Below are 25521 nucleotides of genomic sequence, written 5' to 3'. Positions count from 1 at the left end.
ATGATCATTCCCTGGCAAGATCTCGACCCTGAAACGCTCGACAATTTGATTGAATCTTTTGTATTACGGGAAGGCACCGATTATGGTGAGCAGGAGCGCTCGCTGACGCAAAAAGTCGCCGACGTGAAGCGCCAGTTACAAAGCGGCGAGGCCGTGCTGGTTTGGTCTGAACTCCATGAAACGGTGAACATTATGCCGCGCGGGCAGTTTCGCGGCTGACCGCTGACTGGCAGGGTGATCTATACTGGCTGAAAAGTATAACAAGCAGATACAGATCTCTTTTCCGATCCCTCACGGAGTTTTCACCCTATGTCAGCCAAACACCCGGTTATTGCGGTCACAGGTTCCAGCGGCGCCGGCACCACGACCACCAGTCTCGCTTTCCGCAAGATTTTCCAACAGCTCAACCTGCGCGCCGCTGAAGTTGAAGGCGACAGTTTCCACCGCTATACCCGCCCGGAAATGGACATGGCTATCCGCAAAGCACGCGATGCTGGCCGCCATATTAGTTACTTTGGGCCAGACGCCAACGACTTCGGGTTACTGGAACGAACCTTTATCGAATACGGCCAGACCGGCAAAGGGCAAGCGCGTAAATACCTGCATACCTACGATGAAGCGGTGCCGTGGAACCAGGTGCCGGGCACTTTTACGCCCTGGCAGCCGCTCCCGGAGCCCACTGACGTCCTGTTTTACGAAGGCCTGCACGGCGGTGTAGTCACCCCTCAACATAACGTCGCCGACTGCGTCGATTTACTGGTAGGCGTGGTGCCCATCGTTAACCTGGAATGGATTCAGAAACTGGTGCGCGATACCAGCGAACGCGGCCATTCACGGGAAGCGGTGATGGATTCCGTAGTGCGCTCCATGGACGATTACATCAACTTCATTACGCCGCAGTTCTCACGTACCCATATCAACTTCCAGCGCGTTCCGACGGTAGACACCTCTAACCCGTTTGCCGCGCGAGCCATTCCGTCGCTGGACGAAAGCTTCGTGGTCATTCACTTCCGTGGGCTGGACGACATCGACTTCCCTTATCTGCTGGCGATGTTGCAGGGGTCGTTTATCTCCCACATCAATACATTGGTGGTACCGGGCGGGAAAATGGGGCTGGCGATGGAGCTGATCATGGCCCCGCTGGTGCAGCGGCTGGCGGAAGGCAGGAAAATTGCCTGATGGCGTAAGGGCGGTCTGTATACCGCCCTTTTCTACTTAGGCTTCAATAATTTCGTAGCTGTGGCTAATCTCTGCGGCTTTCTCCAGCATCAACGTCACCGAGCAATATTTCTCTGCGGTCAGCTCAACGGCGCGGGCAACCGCACTTTCTTTCAGCTCTTTCCCGGTCACAACAAAATGCAAATGAATGCGGGTAAACAGACGAGGTGCTTCTTCACGACGTTCGGAAGTCAGTTTCACCTCACAATTCGTCACATCATGGCGGCCTTTTTGCAGAATCGACACCACGTCAATTGAGCTACAACCGCCCGCGGCCATCAGCAGCATTTCCATCGGGCTTGGCGCTTTATCCCCGGAGTTCCCGTCCATCAGAACTTGGTGGCCAGAAGCGGATTCGCCGAGGAAGGTCATGCCTTCCACCCATTTAACACGTGCCTGCATTTTACCTACTCCCGTAATAAAAATTTCTTTCAGATTACGCGTCTACGTGAAAACTGGCAACGTAAGGCGATCCAGGTCATGCTGAAACGAGACAATACAAGACACTAACCAAAAGCTATGCTAAAACAATCCGGATGCTGCTGCGATACAGAGACGTTTATGCCGTAAGCAGAGGAAACGACTAATTACAGGCCGCAGGGTTAACCTGCCCGCCAGCTCCCAGGGCTTGGGAAAATTTCACGATTGCAACGCCAGACAAGAGGTTCCGCGTCTTGTCTTTGGTAGCCAGTTTATAACAGAGGATAACCGCGCATGGTGCTTGGCAAACCGCAAACAGACCCGACTCTCGAATGGTTCTTGTCTCATTGCCACATTCATAAGTATCCGTCGAAGAGCACGCTGATTCACCAGGGTGAAAAGGCGGAGACGCTGTACTACATCGTCAAAGGCTCCGTAGCTGTTCTGATTAAAGATGAAGAAGGCAAGGAGATGATCCTTTCTTATCTGAATCAGGGTGATTTCATTGGTGAATTAGGTTTGTTCGAAGAAGGCCAGGAGCGTAGCGCCTGGGTTCGCGCCAAGTCAGCCTGTGAAGTAGCTGAAATTTCCTATAAAAAATTCCGTCAGCTGATTCAGGTCAACCCGGACATCCTGATGCGCCTTTCTTCCCAGATGGCGCGCCGCCTGCAGGTAACTTCTGAGAAAGTAGGCAACCTCGCCTTCCTCGACGTGACCGGCCGCATTGCTCAGACGCTGCTGAACCTGGCTAAACAGCCGGATGCCATGACCCACCCGGACGGGATGCAAATCAAAATCACCCGCCAGGAAATCGGTCAGATCGTGGGCTGCTCCCGCGAAACCGTTGGCCGTATTCTGAAAATGCTGGAAGATCAGAACCTCATTTCCGCCCACGGTAAAACGATTGTCGTTTACGGCACCCGTTAATTAGCCCTTATAAAGGCGTGTCGCTTCGGTAACACGCCTTTTTTGTCTCTACAATTCAGGCTATGTGGAAGAGATTAATTTACCACCCGGAAGTTAACTACGCGCTGCGGCAAACGCTGGTGCTGTGTCTTCCCGTGGCTGTCGGCCTGCTGCTTGGCAACCTGCAAAACGGTCTGCTCTTCTCGTTAGTTCCCGCCTGCTGCAACATTGCCGGGCTGGACACGCCGCACAAGCGCTTCTTCAAACGATTGATCATCGGCGGCAGCCTGTTCGCTCTCAGCAGCCTTATCCTGCAGCTTCTGCTGCTTTACACCCACATCCCGCTCCCGGCGATATTGATCGTCATGGCTCTGCTGCTCGGCGTGACGGCAGAAATCAGCTCACTTCACGCCCGTCTGCTGCCCGCATCGCTGATCGCCGCTATTTTTACGCTCAGCATGGCCGGGAATATGCCGATCTGGAAGCCCATGGTACTCTATATCTTCGGCACCATCTGGTACGGCGCCTTCAACTGGTTCTGGTTCCGGCTATGGCGTGAACAACCGCTCAGGGAGTCGCTCAGCCTGCTGTACCGCCAGTTGGCAGATTACTGCGAAGCAAAGTACAGCCTGCTGACCCAGCATACCGACCCGGAAAAAGCGCTGCCGCCGCTGCTGGCCCGCCAGCAAAAAGCCGTCGACCTGATCACTACCTGCTACCAGCAGCTGCATATGCTATCGGCCAACCAGCAAAACGGCTACAAGCGTCTGTTACGCGCTTTCCAGGTTGCGCTGGATCTGCAGGAACACATTTCGGTTAGCCTGCATCAGCCTGAAGAGGTGCAAAAACTGGTCGAGCAAAGCCATGCGGAAGCCGTGATCCGCTGGAATGCTCAAACCATCGCCGCGCGCCTGCGCGTGCTGGCAGACGATATTCTTTACCACCGCTATCCAACGCGCTTTACCATGGATAAGCAGATCGACGCCCTGGAAAAAATCGCCCGCCAGAATCCGGACAATCCAGTGGGGCAGTTCTGCCATTACCACTTCAGCCGCATTGCCCGGGTACTGAAAACCCAGCGGCCGCTGTACGTGAGGGATTTAATGGAGGACAGGGAACGCCGTTTACCGTTTTTCCCGGCCCTGAAAAGCTATCTCTCGTTTAAATCCTCCGCTTTGCGCAGCTCCGCGCGCTTAGGTGTGATGCTGACCATTGCCAGCCTGCTGGGCTCCTTCTTACACCTGCCAAAGCCGTATTGGATCCTAATGACGGTGATGTTCGTGACGCAAAACGGCTACGGTGCAACGCGGGTGCGCATTGTTCACAGGGCGGCAGGTACCATGGCGGGGCTATGTATCGCGGGTATCACCCTGCACTTCCACGTCCCGGACAGCTACACCCTGCTGGCGATGTTAATGATTACGCTGGTGAGTTACCTGTTTATCCGCAAAAGCTACGGCTGGGCCACCATTGGCTTCACCGTCACGGCGGTATATACCCTGCAGCTCATCACCCTCAGCGCCGAGAGTTACATTATTCCCAGGCTGATAGACACTCTGCTTGGCTGCCTGATCGCCTTTGGCGGCATGATCTGGCTGTGGCCACAGTGGCAAACCGGCCTGCTGCGTCAGAACGCCCACGACGCGCTGGAGGCGGACCAGGACGCTATTCGGCTGATACTAAGCAACGATCCAGAGCCCACGCCGCTGGCCTGGCAGCGTATGCGGGTCAACCAGGCGCACAATGCGCTGTTCAACTCGCTCAATCAGGCGATGCAGGAGCCAGGCTTTAACTCCCACTACCTGGCAGACATGAAACTTTGGGTGACGCACAGCCAGTTCATCGTCGAGCATATCAACGCCATGACCACGCTGGCGCGCGAACACAACATGCTGACGCCGGACCTGGCGCAGAAATATCTACAGTCTTGTGAGATTGGGTTACAGCGGTGCCAGCAAAGGCTGGAGTATGACGGGCCTGGCGGGTCGAACGACACGAATATCCTGGAATCGGACACGCTGCCCACGGGGCCGTTAAGCACCATGGAGCAGCATTTACAGCGGATTATTGGCCACCTGAACACCATGCATACCATCTCCTCGGTCGCCTGGCGCCAGCGGCCTCATCATGGGATCTGGCTCAACCGCCGTCTGCGACGCTCGGGTTAGCCTTAGCTGGCTACCACGCTGGCAGCCGCTTTGGCGAAGCGCTGCATCCCTTCCAGGATATCCGCGTCCTCGACAATAAGCGAAGGCGCGAAGCGCATAACGTCCGGCCCGGCGTTCAATACCATCACACCTTCTGCCGCGCCAGCGTAGAGAAACTCGCGGGCGCGCCCTTTGTACTTCTCGTTAAGCTCTGCGCCAATCAACAGCCCCATGCCGCGAATGTCGCTGAACAGATCGAACTGTGCGTTTATCTTTTGCAGTTGTTCAACGAAAAGCTGACGTTTGTCCGCCACACCTTTGAGGACTTCCGGCGTGTTGATGATATCGAAAGCCGCCCCGGCCACCGCACAGGCCAATGGGTTGCCGCCGTAGGTAGAACCGTGGCTGCCGACGTGGAACGCGGAGGCAATTTCATGGGTAGTCAGCATAGCGCTTACCGGGAAACCACCGCCAAGCGCTTTGGCGCTGGTCAGAATATCTGGCGTGACGCCGTAGTTGATGTAAGCGAAAAGCTCGCCCGTGCGGCCCATGCCGGACTGCACTTCATCAAAGACCAGCAGCGCCTGGTGCTCATCACACAAATCGCGCAGCCCCTGCAGGAATTCCGGCGTCGCGGCGGTCACGCCACCCTCGCCCTGAATCGGCTCCACCACCACCGCGCAGGTATGATCGTCCATCACCGCTTTCACCGCCGCGAGGTCGTTATACGGCACATGAATAATATCGGCAGGTTTCGGGCCGAAGCCGTCGGAGTATTTAGCCTGTCCACCCACGGAAACGGTGAACAGCGAACGCCCGTGAAACGCATTGTAGAAGGCGATGATTTTGCTTTTGTACGGGCTATGGCGGGTCGAAGCATAATAGCGAGCCAGCTTGAAAGCCGTCTCGTTCGCTTCCGTACCGGAGTTCATGAAGACGACGCGCTCGGCAAAGGTGGCATCAATCAGCTTACGGGCAAGTTTCAGGGCGGGCTCATTAGTAAAAACGTTGCTGGTGTGCCACAGGGTTTCACCCTGGGTTTTCAGCGCCTCCACCAGCGCAGGGTGACAATGCCCCAGGGCGGTCACGGCGATGCCTCCGGCAAAATCCACGTACTCCTTCCCGGCGGTGTCCCACACGCGGCTGCCTTTCCCTTTCACTGGAATAAATTCTGCTGGTGCATAAATCGGCAGAATCACTTCATCGAAGGTTGCCCGCGTAACCGCTGATTGTTCAGTTGTCATTTATTCCCCACCCGTTTTTATGCGTTAGACACCAATGAAAATATAATCACGAAATATGCATAAAAAACCAAAAACAGGCAAGTACCAATTCATCTCTGGAGGAAATTCGCCAGCAGCGCATGCCCCTGCTCGCTGAGAATACTTTCCGGGTGGAACTGCACGCCCTCAAGATCCAGCGAGCGGTGACGGATGCCCATGATTTCCTGTTTGTCCGTCCAGGCCGTGACCTCAAAACAGTCAGGCAGAGTATCGGGATCAATGAGCAGCGAATGATAGCGCGTCACGGTCAGCGGATTATTCAGCCCACGGAATACGCCGCTGCCGTTATGGCTGATGGCAGAGGTTTTGCCATGCATCACCTGTTCGGCCCGCACGATAGCCGCCCCAAACACCTGCGCAATAGCCTGATGTCCGAGACAGACGCCAAGAATCGGTAGCTGCCCGGCAAAGTGATTAATGGCGGCAAGTGAAATACCCGCCTCGGTCGGGGTACAAGGGCCTGGAGAGATCACCAACTTGTCAGGGGTCAGGCGCTCAATACCGTCCAGCCCAATTTCATCGTTACGCTTAACCAACACCTCCTCACCCAGTTCGCAAAAATACTGGTAGAGGTTCCAGGTGAAGGAATCATAGTTGTCGATAAGCAGTAACATGGCAGCTCCAGGGCAAAAAAGAACGCGCTATTCTAGTCGCTTTCCAACGCCAGGCTCACCACTTATTGAAATTCTCTGCTTCAGGGAAGGCGTAGCGCGGGCGATTGAGGCCCGCGCAGAAATACTTAAGGCAGGACCTTCGCGGAAAGAATCACGATAGGTTTAGTCGGCACATTCTGGTACGGGCCGACGTCATGGCTTGGCGCCTGGGAAATTTTATCGGCAACGTCCAGACCTTTGACCACTTTACCAAATACGGCGTAGCCAAAGTCACGCTGGCCGTGGTCCAGGAAGGCATTATCGGCCACATTGATAAAGAACTGGCTGGTGGCGCTGTCTTTGTCTGCGGTACGCGCCATAGAAATGGTGCCGCGGGTATTGCGCAGGCCATTGTCCGCTTCGTTTTTGATAGGCGGGTTAGGCTGCTTCTGATTCATATCTTCGGTGAAACCGCCGCCCTGAATCATAAAGCCCGGGATTACGCGGTGGAAGGTCGTGTTGTTATAAAAACCGCTGTTGACGTAATCCACGAAGTTTTTGACCGAAACCGGCGCTTTTTGGCTATTTAACTCAAGCTCAATATTGCCAGCCGAGGTGGTCAACAGGACGTGCGGATCGCCTTTTGCAGCCAGCGCCGCAGGTGAAAGCGCAGAGAGGGCGAATACAGCTGCAACAGCCGCCAGTGTCGATTTGAGCATGAACAATTCCTTACGAAGGCAGTGAGTGAAGCAAGTGGCTTGATTGTAAAGAGGCACCGCAGCCGACGCCAGCCATTTACGGTTTTTTACTTACACGCAAATCAACGAGTTGCCGCGCCAACACGCTGAAATAGATTGAAATATGTGACACACCTCATGATTCAGTCAGTTTATTTCAGCAATAAATTCATAATTCATTTAAATAGATCACGCAAATGACTAAAATCTGCCCGTCCGCCGCGCTGTCAATGCGCTTTACATTTCCTTGCACAGGCTCGTTATGACTAACAGCAACCGAACCAAGCTCTTATGGATTAGCTTCTTCTCCTACGCCCTGACTGGCGCGTTGGTGATCGTCACCGGGATGGTGATGGGAAACATCGCAGAGTACTTCAATCTGCCGGTGTCCAGCATGAGTAATACCTTTACGTTCCTTAATGCCGGTATTTTAATCTCTATCTTCCTGAACGCCTGGCTGATGGAAATCGTGCCGCTGAAAACCCAGCTGCGCTTTGGTTTCCTGCTGATGGTGCTGGCCGTCGCTGGCCTGATCTTCGGTCATAACCTGGCTATCTTCTCCGCATCCATGTTCGTACTGGGCCTTGTGAGCGGGATAACCATGTCGATTGGTACCTTCCTGATCACCCATATGTATGAAGGGCGTCAGCGCGGTTCCCGCCTGCTGTTTACCGACTCCTTCTTCAGCATGGCCGGGATGATTTTCCCGATGGTCGCCGCTATTCTGCTGGCTCGCAGCATCAACTGGTACTGGGTCTACGTATGTATCGGCCTGGTCTATGTCGCTATCTTCCTGCTGACCCTGGGCTGTGAATTCCCGGCGCTGGGCAAACATGCGAAGAAAGACGACCAGCCTGTCACCAAAGAAAAATGGGGCATCGGCGTGCTGTTCCTGTCCATCGCGGCGCTGTGCTACATCCTCGGCCAGCTAGGCTTTATTTCCTGGGTTCCGGAATATGCCAAAGGCCTGGGCATGAGCATCAACGATGCCGGTAAGCTGGTGAGTGACTTCTGGATGTCTTACATGTTCGGCATGTGGGCGTTCAGTTTCATCCTGCGTTTCTTCGACCTGCAGCGCATTCTGACCGTGCTCGCCGGGGCAGCCACCGTGCTGATGTACCTGTTCAACCACGGTGACCCGGCTCACCTGGCGTGGTTTATTCTGTCGCTTGGTTTCTTCTCCAGCGCCATTTACACCACGATCATCACCCTGGGTTCACAGCAGACCAAAGTCTCTTCCCCGAAACTGGTTAACTTTGTCCTGACCTGCGGCACCGTGGGCACCATGCTGACCTTCATCGTCACTGGTCCAATCGTGGCGCACAGTGGCCCTCTGGCTGCTCTGCACACCGCCAATGGCCTGTACGCTGTCGTCTTCGTCATGTGCCTGCTGCTTGGGTTCGTCACCAGGCACCGCCGCCATGGCGCAGAAGCTGCGGCACACTGATAGTCCTGCGACTCACCCTCTCCTTTAACGGGGAGAGGGTTCTTTCACTCTCCCTCCCGCTATTATTACGTTTTTCGCAATAATGAATTGCCGATAAGGCTTATTCCTGCCCATTATTGCCTGTGGCAACCTGTTTGCATCGTTCGGGGATCTTCCCGCTCAGCCAATCAGGACTCTAAGCATGAAACTCTATAGCTTCCCTCTCTCAGGCCATGCCCACCGCGCACGCTTATTCATTTCCCTGCTCGGTCTCCCCCATGAAGTTGTTGAACTGGATCTGAAAACGGGCGCCAACAAACAGCCGGAATACCTGGCGCTTAACCCGTTTGGACAGGTGCCACTGCTGGATGACGAAGGCACGCTGATCCCTGACTCCAATGCCATTCTTGTCTACCTGGCGAAAAAAAGCGGCCAAAGTGCATGGTTACCGGAAGACCCGCAGGGTGCGGCAGCCGTTCAACGCTGGCTTTCCGTCGCGGCGGGAGACCTCGCTTTTGGTCCGGCAGCTGCGCGCCTGGTGACGGTTTTCGGCGCAAAATTTAATCCCGATGAGGTGATTGCCCGGGCACACGTGGTCCTGGGGCGACTTGAGCAACATCTTGCCGGCCGTGAATGGCTGGTCGGCGACCACCCGACCATCGCCGACGTTGCCATTTACAGCTACACCTCCAGCGCACCTGAAGGGAATGTTGATCTTTCTGCTTACCCGGCCGTTAACGCCTTCCTGCGCCGTATCGAAGCACTGCCGGGATTTGTGCCTTTCGTGAAAACGGCCGCCGGTCTGAACGCCGTCGCCTGATCTCGAGCTTCCGGGGAGAGTAAATAAATGAGCGATAAGCTGGCGAAGAAGTCCGTCTGGCATGAAGGTGAAATACTCCTTCAGGACAAGGTCGGCGTAACCGAACGCATGGCGGAGGTAGGCCAGCGAGTGATACGCGATCACATGCCCGAGCAGCATCGTGACTTCTACGCTCAGTTGCCTTTTATCGTCATCGGCAGCGTCTCCCCAACGGGTGAAGCGTGGGCAACATTTCTGGAAGGCGATCCCGGTTTTATCACATCTCCGACGTCGACCCGTCTGACAATTGCGGCGTCGTTGACAACGGAAGATCCGGCCGCCGAAGGAATGCGGGATCGCGCCTCCATTGGCCTGCTGGGAATCGAGCTTCATACCCGGCGGCGTAACCGGATGAACGGCACGCTCCTGCAAACGGACAACGGTTTTCAGGTCGAGGTCGACCAAAGCTTTGGCAACTGCCCGCGCTATATTCAGCTCCGCGAGTTCACTTTTAGCCGCGCGCCCGGTAGTCATGCAGGTGGTACGGTAGAGACCCTTCCGGGGCTGGACGCTGAAGCAAGCGCAATGATTCAGGCAGCTGATGCCTTTTTTGTCGCCTCCTGGGCCGAAAGAGAAGGTAAGCGACAGGCCGACGTTTCCCACCGCGGCGGTAAACCGGGCTTCATCCGGGTCGGCGACGACGGCACGCTGACCATTCCCGATTTCAACGGCAATCTCTTTTTTGCCACGCTCGGTAACATCCTGCTTAACGGCCAGGCTGGCCTGCTGTTCGTGGACTTTAACACCGGCGACATGCTGCAAATGACCGGCGAAGCAAAAGTCATTCTGGACTCACCGGAAATCGCCGCCTTCCAGGGCGCAGAACGGCTATGGACGTTTAAAGCCCGTCGGGTTGTACGCCGCCGCAACGCGCTGGCGCTGCGCTGGAAGTTTGAAGCCGAGGGGCTTTCTCCTCATTCGCTGATGACCGGAGACTGGCAGGCAGCCAGCAACCGCCTGAAAGCGACGGAACTCGCCACCCGCTGGCGGCCTTTTCGCGTGGCGAAGATTGAGGATGAGAGCCGCTCGATTCGCTCTTTCTATCTTCAACCTGACGACGATGCTGGCCTGCTGCCTCATCTCGCCGGGCAGCATTTACCCATTCGCGTGAAGCCTGATGCCGCAGGGGCGCCGGTTATCCGCACTTACACACTTTCCTCGGCTCCCTCAGATGCTTTTTACCGCATCAGCGTTAAGCGGGACGGAAGTGTCTCCCGGCACTTGCACGACAGCGTTTCCATTGGCGATAGCATTGACGTCCGTGCTCCGGCGGGTGATTTCACCCTGAATGCCCACGAGCCACGTCCGGCCGTCCTGTTGGCGGGCGGCGTCGGCATTACCCCGATGCTCGCCATGCTGCGGCACATTGTCTATGAAGGGTTACGCAAACAACGTATTCGACAAACCTTTTTGTTCCAGGCATCAAGACAGCGGGAAGATTTACCTTTTACTCACGAGATTGGCGAACTGGTCGCGGCGGCTAAAGGCGCCGTACAGGCGATTCGCGTCCTCAGCCAGCCAGGCGATGCCCGGCCAGATAAAGACTATGACGTGCATGGTCATATTGATATGTCGCTGCTCACGAGCCGTCTGCCGTTTAACGACTACGATTTCTATGTTTGCGGCCCGGCGGCGTTCACCCAATCTCTCTATGACGGACTGCGGAAATACAACATCGGCGATGACAGAATCCATGCCGAAGCCTTTGGTCCCTCAGCGTTGGTTCGCACCACAGCCAGTCAAATGCCAAAATCTGACGCCCTGCCTCCGGCCACCAGCCCCGTGCCAGTTGCTTTTATGCAATCGCTAAAAGAGGCTCGCTGGATGCCGGATTCAGGTTCGCTTTTAGACCTGGCCGAAGCCCGCGGATTAAGTCCGGAATTCAGCTGCCGGGAAGGCCACTGCGGAACCTGCCGGACTAAACTCCTCAAAGGCTCAGTCACCTACCCGAAAATACCGTCCGCAAGCACGGCAGATGATGAGGTCCTGATTTGCTGCGCAGTTCCGGCGCAGCTGCCTGCGGGAGAAGAAAACCGCATTCAGCTTGAGCTGTAATACCGGGATTGCGCCATACCCGGCGAATACCCGATACTGAAATTCCTTTCAGGCAGGTGATGAGGTTGCGCATGGATCGTTGGCAGGCGATGAAAATTTTCGTCAAAGTCGCAGAAACCGAGAGTTTTGCCGCTGCGGCACGCCAGCTCCATATCAGTGCGCCAGTGGTCACGCGTGCGGTTGCTGCCCTGGAAGAGGTCATCGGAACCCGGCTGTTTATCCGCACCACACGCACAGTGAAGCTGACCGAGCCTGGCCTGCGATATCTCAACGACTGCCGCACGATTCTCACCAGCATAGAGGAAGCCGAAGCGGCAGCGGCAGGCTCCTATGCCACGCCGTCTGGGATCCTGACGGTTACCGCCTCTGTGCTGTTCGGCCAGAAATTCGTCTTGCCGGCGATCACTGATTATCTTGATGCGTGGCCAACCATGCGCGCCCGGTCACTGTTCGTTGATCGCCAGGTAAACATCATCGAAGAAGGAATCGATGTCGCCGTTCGCATTGGGCATTTGCCCGATTCAGGGCTGACGGCAACCAAAGTCGGCACCGTGCGCCGGGTCGTTTGCGCTTCCCCAGGTTACCTGGAAAAACATGGCACACCGTTGACACCTGCGGACCTCAAAAACCACCGTATTGTCTCTTCGGCCAGTGCCTGGGCCTCACCGGAGTGGCGCTTTGCGGGTGAACAACGCCTCATGATCAACGCCGCGCTCCAGTGCAACAACAACGAGTCATCGATTGCCACCGCAAAAGCAGGCTGGGGGCTGACGCGAGTCCTGGATTATCAGATAGCGCCAGCCCTGCACGAGGGGGAACTGCAAATCGTACTGAGCGAATACGAGCTTGAGCCACTCCCCATACATGTGGTGCATACCGAAGGCCGCCACGCTTCCGCCAAAGTACGCACTTTTGTTGACTTTATTGTTGCCCGGCTCCGCGCGAACCCTTTGCTGAACTGAATATCCTCTAACGCCTGCTACTGGCGGAAAACCAGACAATTCCATAACTTACAAAAGCACATCAAAATCAATGATATACCTCTTAATGGGTATATAAAGGCGCATTTGATTTGCATCAATAATCACCACAGCTGAATCGTTAAGGTAGGCGGTAATAGAAAAGAAATTGAGGCAATTATGAGCAAAGTCAGAATCGCAGTTATCGGTAATGGCATGGTTGGCCATCGCTTTATCGAAGACTTACTTGATAAGGCCCCGCCGGACCAGTTCGACATCACCGTATTTTGTGAAGAGCCGCGTAAAGCCTACGATCGCGTACACCTTTCTTCTTATTTCTCTCATCATACCGCTGAAGAACTCTCCCTTGTCCGCGACGGCTACTACGAAAAACATGGCGTAAAAGTGCTGGTTGGCGAACGTGCCATCACCATCAATCGCCAGGAAAAAGTGATCCATTCCAATACCGGCCGCACCGTTTATTACGACAAACTGGTGATGGCGACAGGTTCTTACCCGTGGATCCCGCCGATTAAAGGCTCTGAAACCCAGGACTGCTTCGTTTACCGCACCATCGAAGACCTTAATGCCATTGAGTCCTGCGCCCGCCGCAGCAAACGCGGGGCCGTCGTCGGCGGTGGCCTTCTGGGGCTGGAAGCGGCCGGGGCGCTGAAAAACCTTGGCGTGGAAACCCACGTTATCGAATTCGCGCCAATGTTGATGGCCGAGCAGCTTGACCGCATGGGCGGCGAACAACTGCGCAGCAAAATCGAGCGCATGGGCGTGCGTGTGCATACCGGCAAAAACACCCAGGAAATCGTCCAGCAGGGCACTGAAGCCCGTAAAACAATGCGTTTTGCTGACGGCAGCGAGCTGGAAGTGGATTTCATCGTCTTCTCCACCGGTATTCGTCCGCAGGACAAGCTGGCTACGCAATGTGGGCTCGAAACGGCCCAGCGCGGCGGGATCACCATCAACGATAAGTGCCAGACTTCCGATCCGGATATTTATGCCATCGGGGAGTGTGCCAGCTGGAATAACCGCGTTTTTGGGCTAGTTGCGCCGGGTTATAAAATGGCTCAGGTCACGGCCGACCACCTGCTCGGCACGGAAAACACCTTTGAAGGCGCCGACATGAGCGCCAAGCTGAAACTGCTCGGCGTTGATGTCGGCGGCATTGGCGATGCGCACGCCCGCACGCCTAACGCCCGCAGCTACGTTTACCTCGATGAAAGCAAAGAGGTTTACAAGCGCCTGGTGGTTAGCGAAGACAATAAAACCCTGCTTGGTGCCGTACTGGTGGGCGACACCAGCGACTACGGCAACCTGCTGCAGCTGGTGCTGAACGCAATTGAGCTGCCGGAAAACCCGGATGCGCTGATCCTGCCGGCACACGCCAGCAGCGGCAAACCGTCTATCGGCGTCGATAAGCTGCCGGAAAGCGCGCAGATCTGCTCCTGCTTTGACGTCACCAAAGGCGACCTGATCAAAGCCATCAACAAAGGCTGCCACACCGTGGCGGCGCTGAAGGCCGAAACCAAGGCAGGGACCGGCTGCGGTGGCTGTATTCCGCTGGTGACTCAGGTGCTGAACGCCGAGCTGGCCAAAGCCGGTATCGAAGTGAACAACAACCTGTGCGAACACTTCGCCTTCTCGCGCCAGGAGCTGTACCACCTGATCCGCGTGGAAGGAATCAAATCCTTCGACCAGCTGCTGCACAAATACGGCAAGGGTTACGGCTGCGAAGTGTGTAAACCCACCGTGGGTTCGCTGCTGGCTTCCTGCTGGAACGACTACGTCCTGCAGCCTGAGCTGACGCCGCTGCAGGACACCAACGATAACTTCCTCGGCAACATTCAGAAAGACGGCACCTACTCGGTGATCCCGCGCTCGGCAGGCGGCGAAATCACGCCTGAAGGACTGATGGAAGTGGGTCGTATCGCCCGCGAATACAACCTGTATACCAAAATCACCGGCTCTCAGCGCATCGGCCTGTTCGGCGCACAAAAGGACGATTTGCCAGAAATCTGGCGTCAGTTGATTGAAGCCGGATTCGAAACCGGCCACGCCTATGCCAAAGCGTTGCGTATGGCGAAAACTTGCGTCGGCAGCACCTGGTGCCGCTACGGCGTAGGCGACAGCGTAGGCTTTGGCGTCGAGCTGGAAAACCGCTACAAAGGCATCCGTACCCCACACAAAATGAAGTTTGGCGTCTCCGGCTGTACCCGCGAATGTGCGGAAGCGCAGGGCAAAGACGTGGGTATTATCGCCACGGAGAAGGGCTGGAACCTGTATGTGTGTGGTAACGGCGGCATGAAACCGCGCCATGCGGACCTGCTGGCGGCGGACCTCGACCGCGACACCATCATCAAGTATCTCGACCGCTTCATGATGTTCTACATCCGCACCGCCGACAAACTTACCCGTACTTCCGTCTGGCTGGAAAACCTGGAAGGCGGCATTGATTACCTGCGTAGCGTGATTGTCGATGACAAGCTGGGCCTGAACGATCAGCTTGAAACGGAGCTTAACCGCCTGCGCGAGAAAGTAATCTGCGAGTGGACGGAAACTGTGAACACGCCGCAGGCGCAGGTTCGCTTCAAACACTTTATCAACAGCCCGCAGCGCGACCCGAATGTGCAAATTGTTAGCGAGCGCGATCAACACCGTCCGGCCACGCCGCATGAGCGTATTCCGGTCACTCTGGTAGAAGTGGAGGAACACGCATGAGCCAGTGGACAACCGTTTGTCAGCTAGACGATATCCTGCCAGCAACCGGCGTTTGCGCCCTGGTCGGTTCGGCGCAGGTGGCTATTTTCCGCCCGCGTAAAGACGAGCAGGTTTACGCCATCAGTAATATCGACCCGTTCTTTGAAGCCAGCGTGCTTTCCCGCGGACTGATTGCAGAACATCAGGCCGAGCTGTGGGTTGCCAGCCCGCTGAAAAAGCAGCACTTCCGCCTGCGGGACGGCCTGTGCCTGGAAGATGAAAGCCGTTCCGTACCGCACTATGAAGCGCGCGTGCAGGACGGGCTGGTGCAGATAAAAGCATAATCCATTCGCCCTCATCCCGGCCCTCTCCCTCCAGGAGAGGGAGAAAGTCACAAAGGCTTCTCCGGCGATCCCCTCTCCCCCAGGGAGAGGGTTAGGGTGAGGGGAAATCAGTTTTTTTTAATTTTTATTTTTTAACTTCATTGGGATAGCAAAAATGTTCACCGACACCATCAATAAGTGTGCAGCGAATGCCGCGCGCATTAACCGTCTCTCGCAGACAAATCCTCTGGGCTTCTGGGTCAGTTCCGCCATGGCTGGGGCCTACGTTGGCCTTGGCATCATCCTGATTTTCACCCTCGGTAATTTACTCGATCCGGCCATTCGTCCGCTGGTGATGGGGGCGACCTTCGGGATCGCCCTGACGCTGGTGATTATCGCCGGTTCCGAGCTGTTCACCGGGCACACCATGTTCCTGACCTTCGGCGTGAAAGCCGGCACCATCTCTCACGGCCAAATGTGGGCGATTCTGCCGCAAACCTGGCTGGGCAACCTGGTCGGCTCGGTATTTGTCGCGCTGTTGTATAGCTGGGGCGGCGGTAGTCTGCTGCCGGTAGATACCAGTATCGTGCACGCCGTCGCGCTGGCAAAAACCACTGCACCAGCGATGGTGCTGTTCTTTAAAGGGGCGCTGTGTAACTGGCTGGTTTGCCTGGCAATCTGGATGGCAATTCGCACCGAAGGGGCGGCGAAGTTCATCGCAATCTGGTGGTGCCTGCTGGCATTTATTGCCTCCGGCTACGAGCACTCCATCGCCAACATGACGCTGTTTGCCCTGTCCTGGTTTGGCCATCATAGCGAGGCTTACACGCTGTCCGGCATCGGCCATAACCTGCTGTGGGTCACGCTGGGGAACACCCTTTCCGGCGTGGTATTCATGGGTCTGGGTTATTGGTATGCTACGCCGAAAGCCGAACGCCCGCAGCCTGCCGCCGCAGGCGCAGCGGAAACCGCCCGTAATTAATTGAGGATTGACCGTGGATCACCTGCCGATATTTTGTCAGTTACGTGGCCGCGCCTGCCTGCTGGTAGGCGGTGGCGATGTCGCTGAACGCAAAGCGCGTTTATTGCTGGAGGCAGGTGCGCGCATCACCGTTAACGCCCTCGAATTCAGCCCACAGTTTAGGGTGTGGGCTGAGCAAAATATGCTGACGCTGGCCGAAGGGGCGTTCTCTGAAACGCTGCTGGACGAAAGCTGGCTGGCAATTGCCGCCACCGACAACGATGAGGTGAATCAGCAGGTTAGCGACGCCGCTGAATCCCGCCGGATCTTCTGCAACGTGGTGGATGCGCCGAAACAGGCGAGCTTCATTATGCCGTCGATTATCGACCGCTCCCCGCTGATGATCGCCGTCTCTTCCGGCGGCACGTCCCCTGTTCTGGCCCGACTGCTGCGCGAAAAGCTGGAAGCCAGCCTGCCGCTGCATCTGGGTAAAATCGCCGCTTTTGCAGGTACTCTGCGTGGCCGTGTGAAACAAGCTTTTGCCACCATGGGCGAGCGTCGCCGCTTCTGGGAGAAGTTTTTCACTAACGATCGCCTGGCGCAGTATCTGGCCAACGAAGACCAGCTTGCCGTTGAAAAAGAGACGGAATCGCTGTTCTCCACCCCGCTCGATCACCGAGGTGAAGTGGTGCTGGTTGGCGCTGGCCCCGGCGATGCTGGCTTGCTGACGCTGAAAGGCCTGCAGCAAATTCAGCAGGCCGATGTTGTAGTTTATGACCGCCTGGTGTCGGACGACATCATGAATCTGGTCCGCCGCGATGCAGACCGCGTGTTTGTCGGCAAGCGGGCGGGCTACCACTGCGTGCCGCAGGAAGAGATTAACCAAATCCTGCTGCGGGAGGCGCAAAAAGGTAAACGCGTAGTTCGCCTGAAAGGCGGCGATCCGTTTATCTTTGGGCGCGGCGGTGAAGAGCTGGAAACGCTGTGCAACGGCGGAATTCCGTTCTCTGTCGTGCCGGGGATCACCGCAGCTTCCGGCTGTTCCGCCTACTCAGGCATTCCGCTTACTCACCGGGATTACGCGCAAAGCGTGCGCCTGGTCACCGGCCATTTGAAAACCGGGGGCGAACTCGACTGGGCTAACCTGGCGGCAGAGAAACAAACGCTGGTGTTTTACATGGGGCTTAATCAGGCCTCGGCTATTCAGCAGCAGCTGATCGCCCACGGGATGGAAGAGAGCATGCCGGTTGCGCTGGTAGAAAACGGCACGGCGGTGAATCAGCGCGTCGTGGACGGCACCCTAAACCAATTAGGCGAGCTGGCCACCCAGGTTGGCAGCCCGGCGCTGATTATTGTAGGCCGAGTGGTGGGCCTTCGTGACAGGCTAAACTGGTTCTCAAACCATTAAATACCAAGGGAGGCACCAGCCTCCCTTTTACTTTTCTGCCTCTGCACAGCTTTCCCGCAAAATTCTTAACACGGTTTCTGCGCCGCTGCGGTTCGGGTTGATGCGGATCATCCGCTTTTCCAGCTCCGGCTCAGACTGTCTAAAGGTCCCGGAAAGCCGATAAAAAAGCGGCGGGATTTCATACTTAGATTCTGCGCCTACCGGATAAGGTAATGCACCCAGCTTTTGTGCGGCCGCCAACACTTTTTCGGCAATCGGTCGATGAAACTCCACCAGCAGCACCTTCGACTGCGCATTGGCGATAAATGCACTTTTAACCTGAGGCACAGCGCCCTGAGACAATAACGCAACCAGCGCATCGTTCACCTGCGCCTGAACGGCATGCATCACCGGGGCGAAGACTAACCCGCGCAGCACCTCCATAGCCTGGAAGCCCTGCACCTGACTGCCGCCCGAGTACATGCTCTGACGCACAGCCTGAACGGCCGATTTATCACCGACCACAACGCCAACGCCCACCGGGCCGAATAGCTTAAAGCAGGAGAAGGTCGACAGCGTGGCTCCACACTCGCAGCCGATGTTGTCGACCTTCATCACCGCATAATTATCGTCGGCCAGCGACGGCAAAGCGTGGCGATTAAAACAGGCCACCACATCAGCCAATGAATAGGCGTCATCCAATGTCTGGCGGGAATGCTGAATCAAAGCTGCAGCCGGACGATGAGCCGCAATAGCGGCTTCCACATCATTTAACGTATTGAAATCTGACCGAATCAGCTCCAGCCCCATCTGTTCGGCGATAACCGCCGTGGTTGGGTACAGCGGAGCCTGATGAATCAGCAGCTTATCGCCAGCGTTTAGCAATGCCACCAGCCCGCTACGAATAGCCCCGGTGCCGGCTCCCTGCACCAGCGCGGCGGCTGGCGCAGAGAAGAAATCAGCCAGAACGGCCTCAACCCGCTGCGTGGTGCTGGGCTGATTCAGACCGGGCACCAGGCCGATATCCCCCAGGCTCAGAAAATCAGCCCCAGGAAAATGCCGGCAGATGATATCCACCAGGGCGAACTGCTTCTGCTGGGCCTGAGCCAGGCTCAGGCTTTGCAATGGCCAGCTTTCCACATAACCCCCTTAGGCCGGGATAAACAGGCCGCAGAAGAACAGAATATTCAACACAATGCCGGTTATCATCACCGCCACAACCGGCGCGGCCATTTTCTGCACCGGGCGACCCAGCGATTCGTTCAGGAAGTACAGCGCTGTCGCAAGGGTGAAGCCGGTATAACCCGCCATTTTGATGGCGGCAAAGATAGAGCCAATCAGCAGCGCCATCTCCATCAGCATGTTCATCGCGTTGCGGATGTTGTCCGAGGCGTTACGCACCGAAGGATAGCGGCCCAGCCATTTCCCGATAGAGCGCAGCAGCAGGACTTCAGCGGAAATCACCAGCGCCCCGACCACAAAAGCGAGTAGCGGGTTAGCAATCAGGTAGCCGACGGCGAATACAAAGGTGAACCCGGCCACGGCATAAACGCCGGTCGCCAGCGCCGTCGTGGCAATCATCGGCACAAAGCCCAGGCCACGCATAAACTCAGCCAGTGCGGCCTGATCAATCAGGCTTTGAGACTGGGTCGGATCCAGCCCAACCTTGTAGGCTTTTTCCAGCGTAAAGATAGAGACCTCGCTGCCTGCAAACAGCTTCATGCTGGCAACGGTGGCGATCAGCCCGCCAACGATGGCGATATACGGCAAATTCTTGATAATACGGGACGTCCGCTCTTCAAACACCGACTGCCCGTGAGCATCGTGTTCATGTTTATCCCGGGAGCGCAGATCCTGAAAAATCGCAATCGCCAGCAGCATAATCATACCCACGAAAATCTCGATCGACTCCGGGTTCAGCTGTGGGAAGAAACGCACCACCAGCACGCGAGTCAGCAGCACAACCACCGCCGCGAACAGGCTGTTCTTCCAGCCAAACTGGTAGAAAATCGCGACCAACGGGAATAGCGCAAAGGCAGATACTACCGGAGAACTCAGCTCACCCAACGAGCCGAGAACATCTACCGGCAGCGCGGTCAGCAGGTGGTTGACCGGCACCAGGCAGGTCAGGATCAGGATCCCCCAAACGGCACCCAGCCCAAACGCCAGCACGCTGTTGGCCGCCAGCACGCCGAGGATGTCGGTCGGCAGGAACAGCAGCCAGCTGTTAAGCAGCCCGGTTTTCAGGGTGAAGGAGATCCCGACGGAAGCCACAAAGCCGATGCTCAGGCCGAAAGCGATACTCCCCGCCTCGCGGCGGTTCATATTGCCTTCAATAAGCTGCGGCAGAATCGGTCGAATCCCGTCATGGAACACCGCCGCGGAGCGGTGCGCCAGTAAAGCCGTCATCCCGGTCAGCAAGGCAACAACAACAAGGTGAAGGTAGAATTCCATACGGATGCCTTTATTTTAAGTGGTTAACGAGCAACGGGATGGCGTGCTCGATATGCTCAACGGAGAGACCAAACGCCACTTTGCCTTCTGAAACCAGGCGGGCAATTTGCTCTTCTTTCGCTTTAATGCCGGGCTTAGCGATGGTGCAGCTGCGGTTGTAGCCAATCACCGCGATGGCGATAGACAATGCCGCACCTGCCCCGGTATTACAGGCCCCAATGTAGTAATCAAGCTGGCCGGATTTCACCTTCAGCGCGGCGTCCATGTCGTTATAGATAAACACTTCGAAGCTGCCCGGCGCGGCGGTTTCGATGGTTTGTTTGATGAGTTCGCGCTGTAGGCCAGCGACACCGATCTTTTTCATGGGAAATCCTTACTTATAAAAGACAGAGGGGTTGTCACGTAACATCAAATCGACGTCTGGCTGGCTGAAACCGGCCTCCAGCAGCATCGGCACAAACGTGGTAAGCAAATAGTCAAAACCTGGCCCGCCGTTCGCTTTCAAATGGGAGCGACGAGTAATGTCCATCGACAGCATGACGTGGTCGAGCAGTCCGCGATCTTTAAGCGCGCTCAGCATCGCAATGCGTTTTTCGTCCGGGTAATAGCTGTTTTTGCCGATGGTATCGAACTGGACGTAGGCGCCCTGATCGATCATCCGCAGGATGTTGTCCAGATTGTCTTTCAGGTCGCAGTGCCCGACGGTGACGCGGGAAAGATCCACGCACCATGACTTCAGAAGCGCCAGTTGCTCAAGGCCCATGGTGCTGAATGACGTATGGGTTGAAATCGGCCTGCCGGTTTCATGATGCGCGATGGCTGCCGCCTGGAAAACTCGCTTCTCCACCGGGGTGATAACGTCCACGCTGGAGCCTATTTCCGCGATGATTCCCGCTTTTAACGCCGTGCCGTCGATGCCAATTTCTATTTCATCGATCATCTCCTGCGCCAGCACTTTAACCGGCGTGGTGGCCACGTGCGGCGGGAAGAAATCGTGCTGGTAGTAGCCGGTGCAGGCCATCACGTTAATTCCAGTATCACGGATAATATCCAGCAGGAACTGGGGGTTGCGCCCCATGTAGCGGTTGGTCATTTCAATGATATTGCGCACACCCTGCGCGTAGAGTGACTTCATTTCACCGCAAATCAGCTCGTACTGATCCAGTCGGCAATCGATGTTGTCCTTGAAGCTGGAAAGATCGATATGAAGATGCTCGTGGGCATAGGTATAGCCCGATGGATCGATATGCTTATACCCCGTCATGATTCACTCCACCTGTTGAAGAGACATTCAGCAGCGGCAGGAACGACGTTCCGTTCTGCGGCGCGGCTGCCCTAAAAAAGTCACAAACCGTGGCGCCGACATCAGAAAGCGTAGCGCGTGCGCCCAGATAAGCGCCTGTTATACCGGGCTGCCAAACCAGCAACGGCACGTTTTCACGAGTGTGCTTGCTGTGGCCAATCGTCGGGTCGTTCCCGTGATCCGCCATGACGACCAGGCAATCCCCGACCTGCATATCGGCCATCAGCAGAGCCAGGTTTTTGTCTACCAGCTCAAGCCGCTCGGCATAGCGCGCAACGTCTTCAGCGTGGCCCGCCAGATCGGTTTCCTGAATGTTGGTACAAATAAAGGCGCTGCCAGGTTTATTCAGCTCATCCCGGGTGATATCAAGAATGCGCTGCGAATCGACCAGATTCTGGTAGCTGATGCCGTGCGGGTTAATCGCAATATCCGCCACTTTACCCACCAGCACGGTTTTAACACCGACCTGATGCAGCTGCTGTGGAGCCTGAACGCTGGCATCCACGCCGTAGCCCATATGCACCACCTGGAACCCACTTTTGTATACCCCGGAACGCGGGGCGTTAATGCCGACATAAAGCCCCTGTTTCTCTTCCGCGGCGTTAATCAGCTGCTCGCTGCTCTCAAGCAAGCCACCAAAGGCAATGACCCGACCCACTTTGACGCAGTGGCGCACGACTTCACCAATGGCGCGTACCTGCTCAAACGGTATGGTGCTGAGATTGCCGCTGATGTTAAACACCTGTCCAAGATCGGCCTCAAGGTTATCTCCCACGGCGACAGCCTGATTTACCCACAGAAACTGCAGCTCGCCACCTCTGCGTTCAACCTGCCAGCCAGCGTCAGCCAGTTCACGTTCTACGTCGTCGATCACTGCAGAAAACGGCATACGGAGTGGCGTTTGTGGCCTTGTGCCCAAAATTTCCTGGTGACCCATAAAAGTGTCCCCACCTTCATGCTGCAATTCGGCTGTGCCATACGCGGCATCGGCGTTCGGCAGCATCACATTGGCCGTAAAACCCAGCGCGTTAATCAGGCCCAGCTTCTCAAGCGTGGGTAAACGCAGGTCGGGAAAGTGCTGCAGGATATGTCCGCAGGTATTCGCGCCGATGTCCTGAGGCCTGACGTCCGGTACATCGTCCATTGCGCCCACGCCGAAGCTGTCTATGACCAGCACCAGAAACTTACTCATGTTGACCTCCCGGAATCGGATGCCCAAGGCTGTCGTACAGCGCTTCGAGCACCGGGTTCCCGCTCTGGATGCCGGACACCAGCGCCACGTCGCTGCGGGTGACAAAAATCTGCGTGCGGAAGCACATCACCACCGGGCTGCCAACGGGGTAGTGGCCCTCCAGCGCCAGGTGATAATCAATGCTGGTGTTGTCTGGCGGCAGCAATCGCGCCTGCTCGGCCTGCACATCGCGGCTGAACACCAGCGCATTCTGCGCATGCCCGCGACGATAATATCCCCCGCCGAAGCAATAGCTTTTGCCCTGAAACTGATGGGAAACTTCTGTCAGATAGAGCATGGCAATCGCCTCGGGCTGATCGCCATGCTGGTTCGCCGGAATGGTGCCGGTCAGCGCGTGGCCCGGTTCGGCATGAGTTACCCCGTGCTCAGCCAGAATGGAGAAAGTGCTGCAGCTTGAGGCCGACGGCGCGTTGATTTGCTCGATCTCAATCCCCTGTTCGTGCAGCAAGTCTCGCGCCTTCAGCAGCGTGATCAAGTTGCGGGTTGGCTGCGTCTGTTGCTGCTCTTCGTTCCAGAGCAGACAGGGAAAATGCGTCAGCCCGGCAAGCCGAATGCCAGGCATTGCGCGAATGGCACGTACCACGTCGTCCAGCTCACCGAGCGGAAAACCGGCTTCCTGGCCCGGGTAAAGTCGGTCGTACTCGGCGAATACCTTCAGCATTACAGCCTGAACACGCCCGCTCGCCAGCGCGGCATCGGACACTTCGCGGGCTTTTTCCAGCGAGAAAAGCGTGATGATTTCCGTCTCGCCGTTCACATTCTCTTCAACCAGGGCCACCGGCACCTGCACCAGATGGCCCACATGTGAGACGGGCACATTGGCTTCACGCAGCGTGCGGGCTTCTTTAAAATCAACGGCCACGGCGCCTTTAAAGCCCAACTCAATCAGCTTGTTGGCAAGCCAGGGGTTACGCCCGATTTGCTTGGTCATAAAGTAGAGCGTGATGCCGTGCTTCTGCGCGGCCGCGAGCAGTTTCCGGCCGTTCTCCAGAACCTGATCGACATCGATAATCCAGGTATCGGGAAGTACCGCGCCCTGCCGCCAAAGCGTTCTGGCCGCATCAATCAACGCCGGGTTCTGTGCCTTGAGTGCCTCAATAAACATGCCTTGCCTCGCGACCTGATAAATAAACCTCTTAAATAATCATTTTTTTGAATATTTAAGCTAAGAAAAAACGCTGTAAATAAATCCGTTAGCCCTTATGAATCAGCCACAGGCTGAACAGGTTAGCCAGCAGATACCCTTCTTCGTTCGGATGCAGCTGCACGTTGAACGGCGCCAGCAATGCGTGGTGGGCCTGCTCAACATCACCAAAGACGCTGTCGGTTTTAATCTCAGCCAACAGCTCTTCATCCAGTGGGTTCACCTCTTCCCCACGGCGGCTGCGCATCAGCGCGTTAGCCATGTGGGTGATGGCCATTGCCCCCTGATCGTTCTGCAGCGGAATAGCCCAGTGGGTCTCCAGCTGCGTCACAACCACTTTCATGCCATCACAAATATCCCGGTCGATGACGCCTGCCTCGCAGAGCAGATTGAGCCGGTCTTCCATACTGATTACCTCTGTCAATAGCTTGGTTCCTGTTCACCGCTCAGCACGCTTTGCTGATGCGCCAGCAGGGCATTCTTATCCACCACCGTTCTCAGCAATTGCTGAATAGGGATATCTTCACTTCGCGTCAGCACCACCGCTTCCGATGCCGTCAGGAAACATTTGTCCCCGCTTAACGGGAGGGCAGTCAGCCCCAGTGCCGTCAAATCGGCTTCGTTGCTGACGTTCCAAATCACCGCATCCACGCTGCCCTTCGCGATTCTGTGCAGACACTCGTGGTACGACACATCAAGCAATTCCACATCCTGCCCGGAGAAATACACATCCGTCATGATGCGCTGATCCGCCGAACGAGGATCAATCCCAATACGGCGGATGCTCTCCTGCTGTCCGGCGCGGCAAATCAGCTTGTGCTCGCCCACGTATGTGTGCGGCCCCAGCGTCAGCGCGATAAAAAGATCCGGGTTGCTGAGGTAGCTGTCCGCTGCCAGCCTGGACACGACGGCCAGGTCATAAACGCCATTCAGCAGACATTCCACGCGAACATCCGACCCACGCATGTGGGCATAATAAAACGGGATCCCGTCAAACTGCGCCTTCAGACCGCTGGCAAGCCCTTCATAAAGCCGGGTGTACGGCAGCGGCATAGCACACACTACATTGCCGATGTCCGCGAACGCCAATAGGGCTTTGTTATCCATGCTCAGCAGGTAGCTGCCGTTGCGGCCACGGCGCTCAACGCTCACGGCCCCGGCCTTCTCCAGCGTCTTCAATGCGGCCTGCGTCAGGCCAACGGAAAAGCCGCATTCACCAGCTAATTCATCTATGGTTTTCAACCTGTTACCACATTTCTCACCCAGTAAATAACGGGCCAGGCTGGACTGGGCAACGCCCTCTTTTTTAATAAAGCTGCGGCTCATCGGTTATCTTCAATTTATTGAATGAATATATCTTCATAAAATTGAATATAGATGGCAAA

24 protein-coding genes are annotated in these 25521 nt (G+C 56.2%); 12 read left to right on the top strand and 12 right to left on the bottom strand.

From position 1 onward, the window contains the following. Positions 1-219, top strand: coding sequence for a YheU family protein (locus AAIE02_RS21500; protein ID WP_008457083.1), 219 nt, complete (start codon positions 1-3; stop codon positions 217-219). Between the two features lie 90 nt (positions 220-309). Beyond that, positions 310-1179, top strand: a complete 870-nt coding sequence (locus AAIE02_RS21495) for a phosphoribulokinase (RefSeq protein ID WP_008457077.1) — start codon at positions 310-312, stop codon at positions 1177-1179. A 36-nt stretch (positions 1180-1215) separates the two neighbouring features. Here AAIE02_RS21495 and AAIE02_RS21490 read toward each other — a convergent pair whose 3' ends face one another. Continuing rightward, entirely contained in the window at positions 1216-1620 is a 405-nt protein-coding gene (locus AAIE02_RS21490; RefSeq protein WP_498533237.1) for an OsmC family protein, read from the bottom strand. Between the two features lie 312 nt (positions 1621-1932). On the opposite strand from AAIE02_RS21490, the gene crp reads away from it, so the two are divergent. Both crp and AAIE02_RS21480 read left to right on the top strand, forming a co-directional pair. Further along, complete coding sequence (gene crp, locus AAIE02_RS21485; protein WP_003852956.1) at positions 1933-2565, top strand: cAMP-activated global transcriptional regulator CRP; 633 nt, start codon at positions 1933-1935, stop codon at positions 2563-2565. Positions 2566-2627: 62 nt separating this feature from the next. Further along, positions 2628-4712 (top strand): YccS/YhfK family putative transporter, encoded by a 2085-nt coding sequence (locus AAIE02_RS21480; RefSeq protein ID WP_498533236.1) that lies wholly within the window; start codon positions 2628-2630, stop codon positions 4710-4712. A gap of 2 nt (positions 4713-4714) precedes the next feature. Here the strand turns inward: AAIE02_RS21480 and argD are convergent, their stop codons facing one another. The 3 genes from argD to ppiA form a co-directional block, all read right to left on the bottom strand. Continuing rightward, positions 4715-5935: a bifunctional acetylornithine/succinyldiaminopimelate transaminase gene (argD, locus tag AAIE02_RS21475; RefSeq protein WP_498533235.1), complete on the bottom strand. Its 1221-nt coding sequence runs from the start codon at positions 5933-5935 to the stop codon at positions 4715-4717. Between the two features lie 89 nt (positions 5936-6024). Further along, on the bottom strand, positions 6025-6588 hold the full coding sequence (gene pabA, locus AAIE02_RS21470; RefSeq protein ID WP_498533234.1) for an aminodeoxychorismate synthase component 2: 564 nt from the start codon (positions 6586-6588) through the stop codon (positions 6025-6027). A gap of 125 nt (positions 6589-6713) precedes the next feature. Then, entirely contained in the window at positions 6714-7286 is a 573-nt protein-coding gene (gene ppiA, locus AAIE02_RS21465; protein WP_008457067.1) for a peptidylprolyl isomerase A, read from the bottom strand. A 280-nt stretch (positions 7287-7566) separates the two neighbouring features. On the opposite strand from ppiA, the gene tsgA reads away from it, so the two are divergent. From tsgA to cysG, 8 genes are all read left to right on the top strand, one after another. Next, positions 7567-8751 (top strand): MFS transporter TsgA, encoded by a 1185-nt coding sequence (gene tsgA / locus AAIE02_RS21460; RefSeq protein WP_008457065.1) that lies wholly within the window; start codon positions 7567-7569, stop codon positions 8749-8751. Positions 8752-8932: 181 nt separating this feature from the next. Then, on the top strand, positions 8933-9550 hold the full coding sequence (locus tag AAIE02_RS21455) for a glutathione S-transferase family protein (protein ID WP_336983129.1): 618 nt from the start codon (positions 8933-8935) through the stop codon (positions 9548-9550). Positions 9551-9577: 27 nt separating this feature from the next. Then, a complete protein-coding gene (locus AAIE02_RS21450; RefSeq protein WP_498533233.1) occupies positions 9578-11644 on the top strand; it encodes a 2Fe-2S iron-sulfur cluster-binding protein in 2067 nt (688 codons plus the stop codon). A 71-nt stretch (positions 11645-11715) separates the two neighbouring features. Beyond that, the gene (locus AAIE02_RS21445) at positions 11716-12606 is read left to right on the top strand and encodes a LysR family transcriptional regulator (protein WP_498533232.1); all 891 of its coding nucleotides are present in this window, start codon (positions 11716-11718) and stop codon (positions 12604-12606) included. Between the two features lie 177 nt (positions 12607-12783). Continuing rightward, the gene (nirB, locus tag AAIE02_RS21440) at positions 12784-15333 is read left to right on the top strand and encodes a nitrite reductase large subunit NirB (RefSeq protein ID WP_008457055.1); all 2550 of its coding nucleotides are present in this window, start codon (positions 12784-12786) and stop codon (positions 15331-15333) included. Continuing rightward, complete coding sequence (nirD, locus tag AAIE02_RS21435) at positions 15330-15656, top strand: nitrite reductase small subunit NirD (protein ID WP_008457053.1); 327 nt, start codon at positions 15330-15332, stop codon at positions 15654-15656. Before nirB ends, nirD begins: the two co-directional genes overlap by 4 nt. 154 nt (positions 15657-15810) lie before the next feature. Beyond that, on the top strand, positions 15811-16617 hold the full coding sequence (gene nirC / locus AAIE02_RS21430; protein ID WP_008457795.1) for a nitrite transporter NirC: 807 nt from the start codon (positions 15811-15813) through the stop codon (positions 16615-16617). 13 nt (positions 16618-16630) lie between these two features. Continuing rightward, positions 16631-18004 carry a siroheme synthase CysG gene (cysG, locus tag AAIE02_RS21425; protein WP_498533231.1) on the top strand — a complete coding sequence of 458 codons (1374 nt, stop codon included), beginning with the start codon at positions 16631-16633 and terminating at the stop codon, positions 18002-18004. Between the two features lie 27 nt (positions 18005-18031). On the opposite strand, the gene AAIE02_RS21420 is transcribed toward cysG, so the two are convergent. The 8 genes from AAIE02_RS21420 to yhfZ all read right to left on the bottom strand — a co-directional run bounded on the left by AAIE02_RS21420 (position 18032) and on the right by yhfZ (position 25462). Continuing rightward, positions 18032-19123, bottom strand: a complete 1092-nt coding sequence (locus AAIE02_RS21420; protein WP_166994629.1) for a PLP-dependent transferase — start codon at positions 19121-19123, stop codon at positions 18032-18034. 9 nt (positions 19124-19132) lie between these two features. After that, a complete protein-coding gene (locus AAIE02_RS21415) occupies positions 19133-20437 on the bottom strand; it encodes a YhfT family protein (RefSeq protein WP_008457800.1) in 1305 nt (434 codons plus the stop codon). A gap of 10 nt (positions 20438-20447) precedes the next feature. After that, a complete protein-coding gene (locus tag AAIE02_RS21410; protein ID WP_038478118.1) occupies positions 20448-20801 on the bottom strand; it encodes a DUF2620 domain-containing protein in 354 nt (117 codons plus the stop codon). 9 nt (positions 20802-20810) lie between these two features. Next, positions 20811-21701 carry a phosphotriesterase-related protein gene (locus tag AAIE02_RS21405; protein WP_498533230.1) on the bottom strand — a complete coding sequence of 297 codons (891 nt, stop codon included), beginning with the start codon at positions 21699-21701 and terminating at the stop codon, positions 20811-20813. Beyond that, positions 21688-22932 carry a phosphopentomutase gene (locus tag AAIE02_RS21400; RefSeq protein WP_498533229.1) on the bottom strand — a complete coding sequence of 415 codons (1245 nt, stop codon included), beginning with the start codon at positions 22930-22932 and terminating at the stop codon, positions 21688-21690. Before AAIE02_RS21400 ends, AAIE02_RS21405 begins: the two co-directional genes overlap by 14 nt. Beyond that, positions 22925-24097, bottom strand: coding sequence for a YhfX family PLP-dependent enzyme (locus tag AAIE02_RS21395; RefSeq protein WP_498533228.1), 1173 nt, complete (start codon positions 24095-24097; stop codon positions 22925-22927). Before AAIE02_RS21395 ends, AAIE02_RS21400 begins: the two co-directional genes overlap by 8 nt. A gap of 88 nt (positions 24098-24185) precedes the next feature. Next, positions 24186-24542 carry a hypothetical protein gene (locus AAIE02_RS21390; protein ID WP_008457820.1) on the bottom strand — a complete coding sequence of 119 codons (357 nt, stop codon included), beginning with the start codon at positions 24540-24542 and terminating at the stop codon, positions 24186-24188. A gap of 14 nt (positions 24543-24556) precedes the next feature. After that, positions 24557-25462: a GntR family transcriptional regulator YhfZ gene (gene yhfZ, locus AAIE02_RS21385; protein WP_498533227.1), complete on the bottom strand. Its 906-nt coding sequence runs from the start codon at positions 25460-25462 to the stop codon at positions 24557-24559. Positions 25463-25521: the final 59 nt, after the last annotated feature.

The organism is Cedecea sp. Ae19-4 (assembly GCF_059801165.1).
Note: the sequence above shows the minus strand (reverse complement) of the source record. Positions and strands in the feature narration are given on the sequence as shown.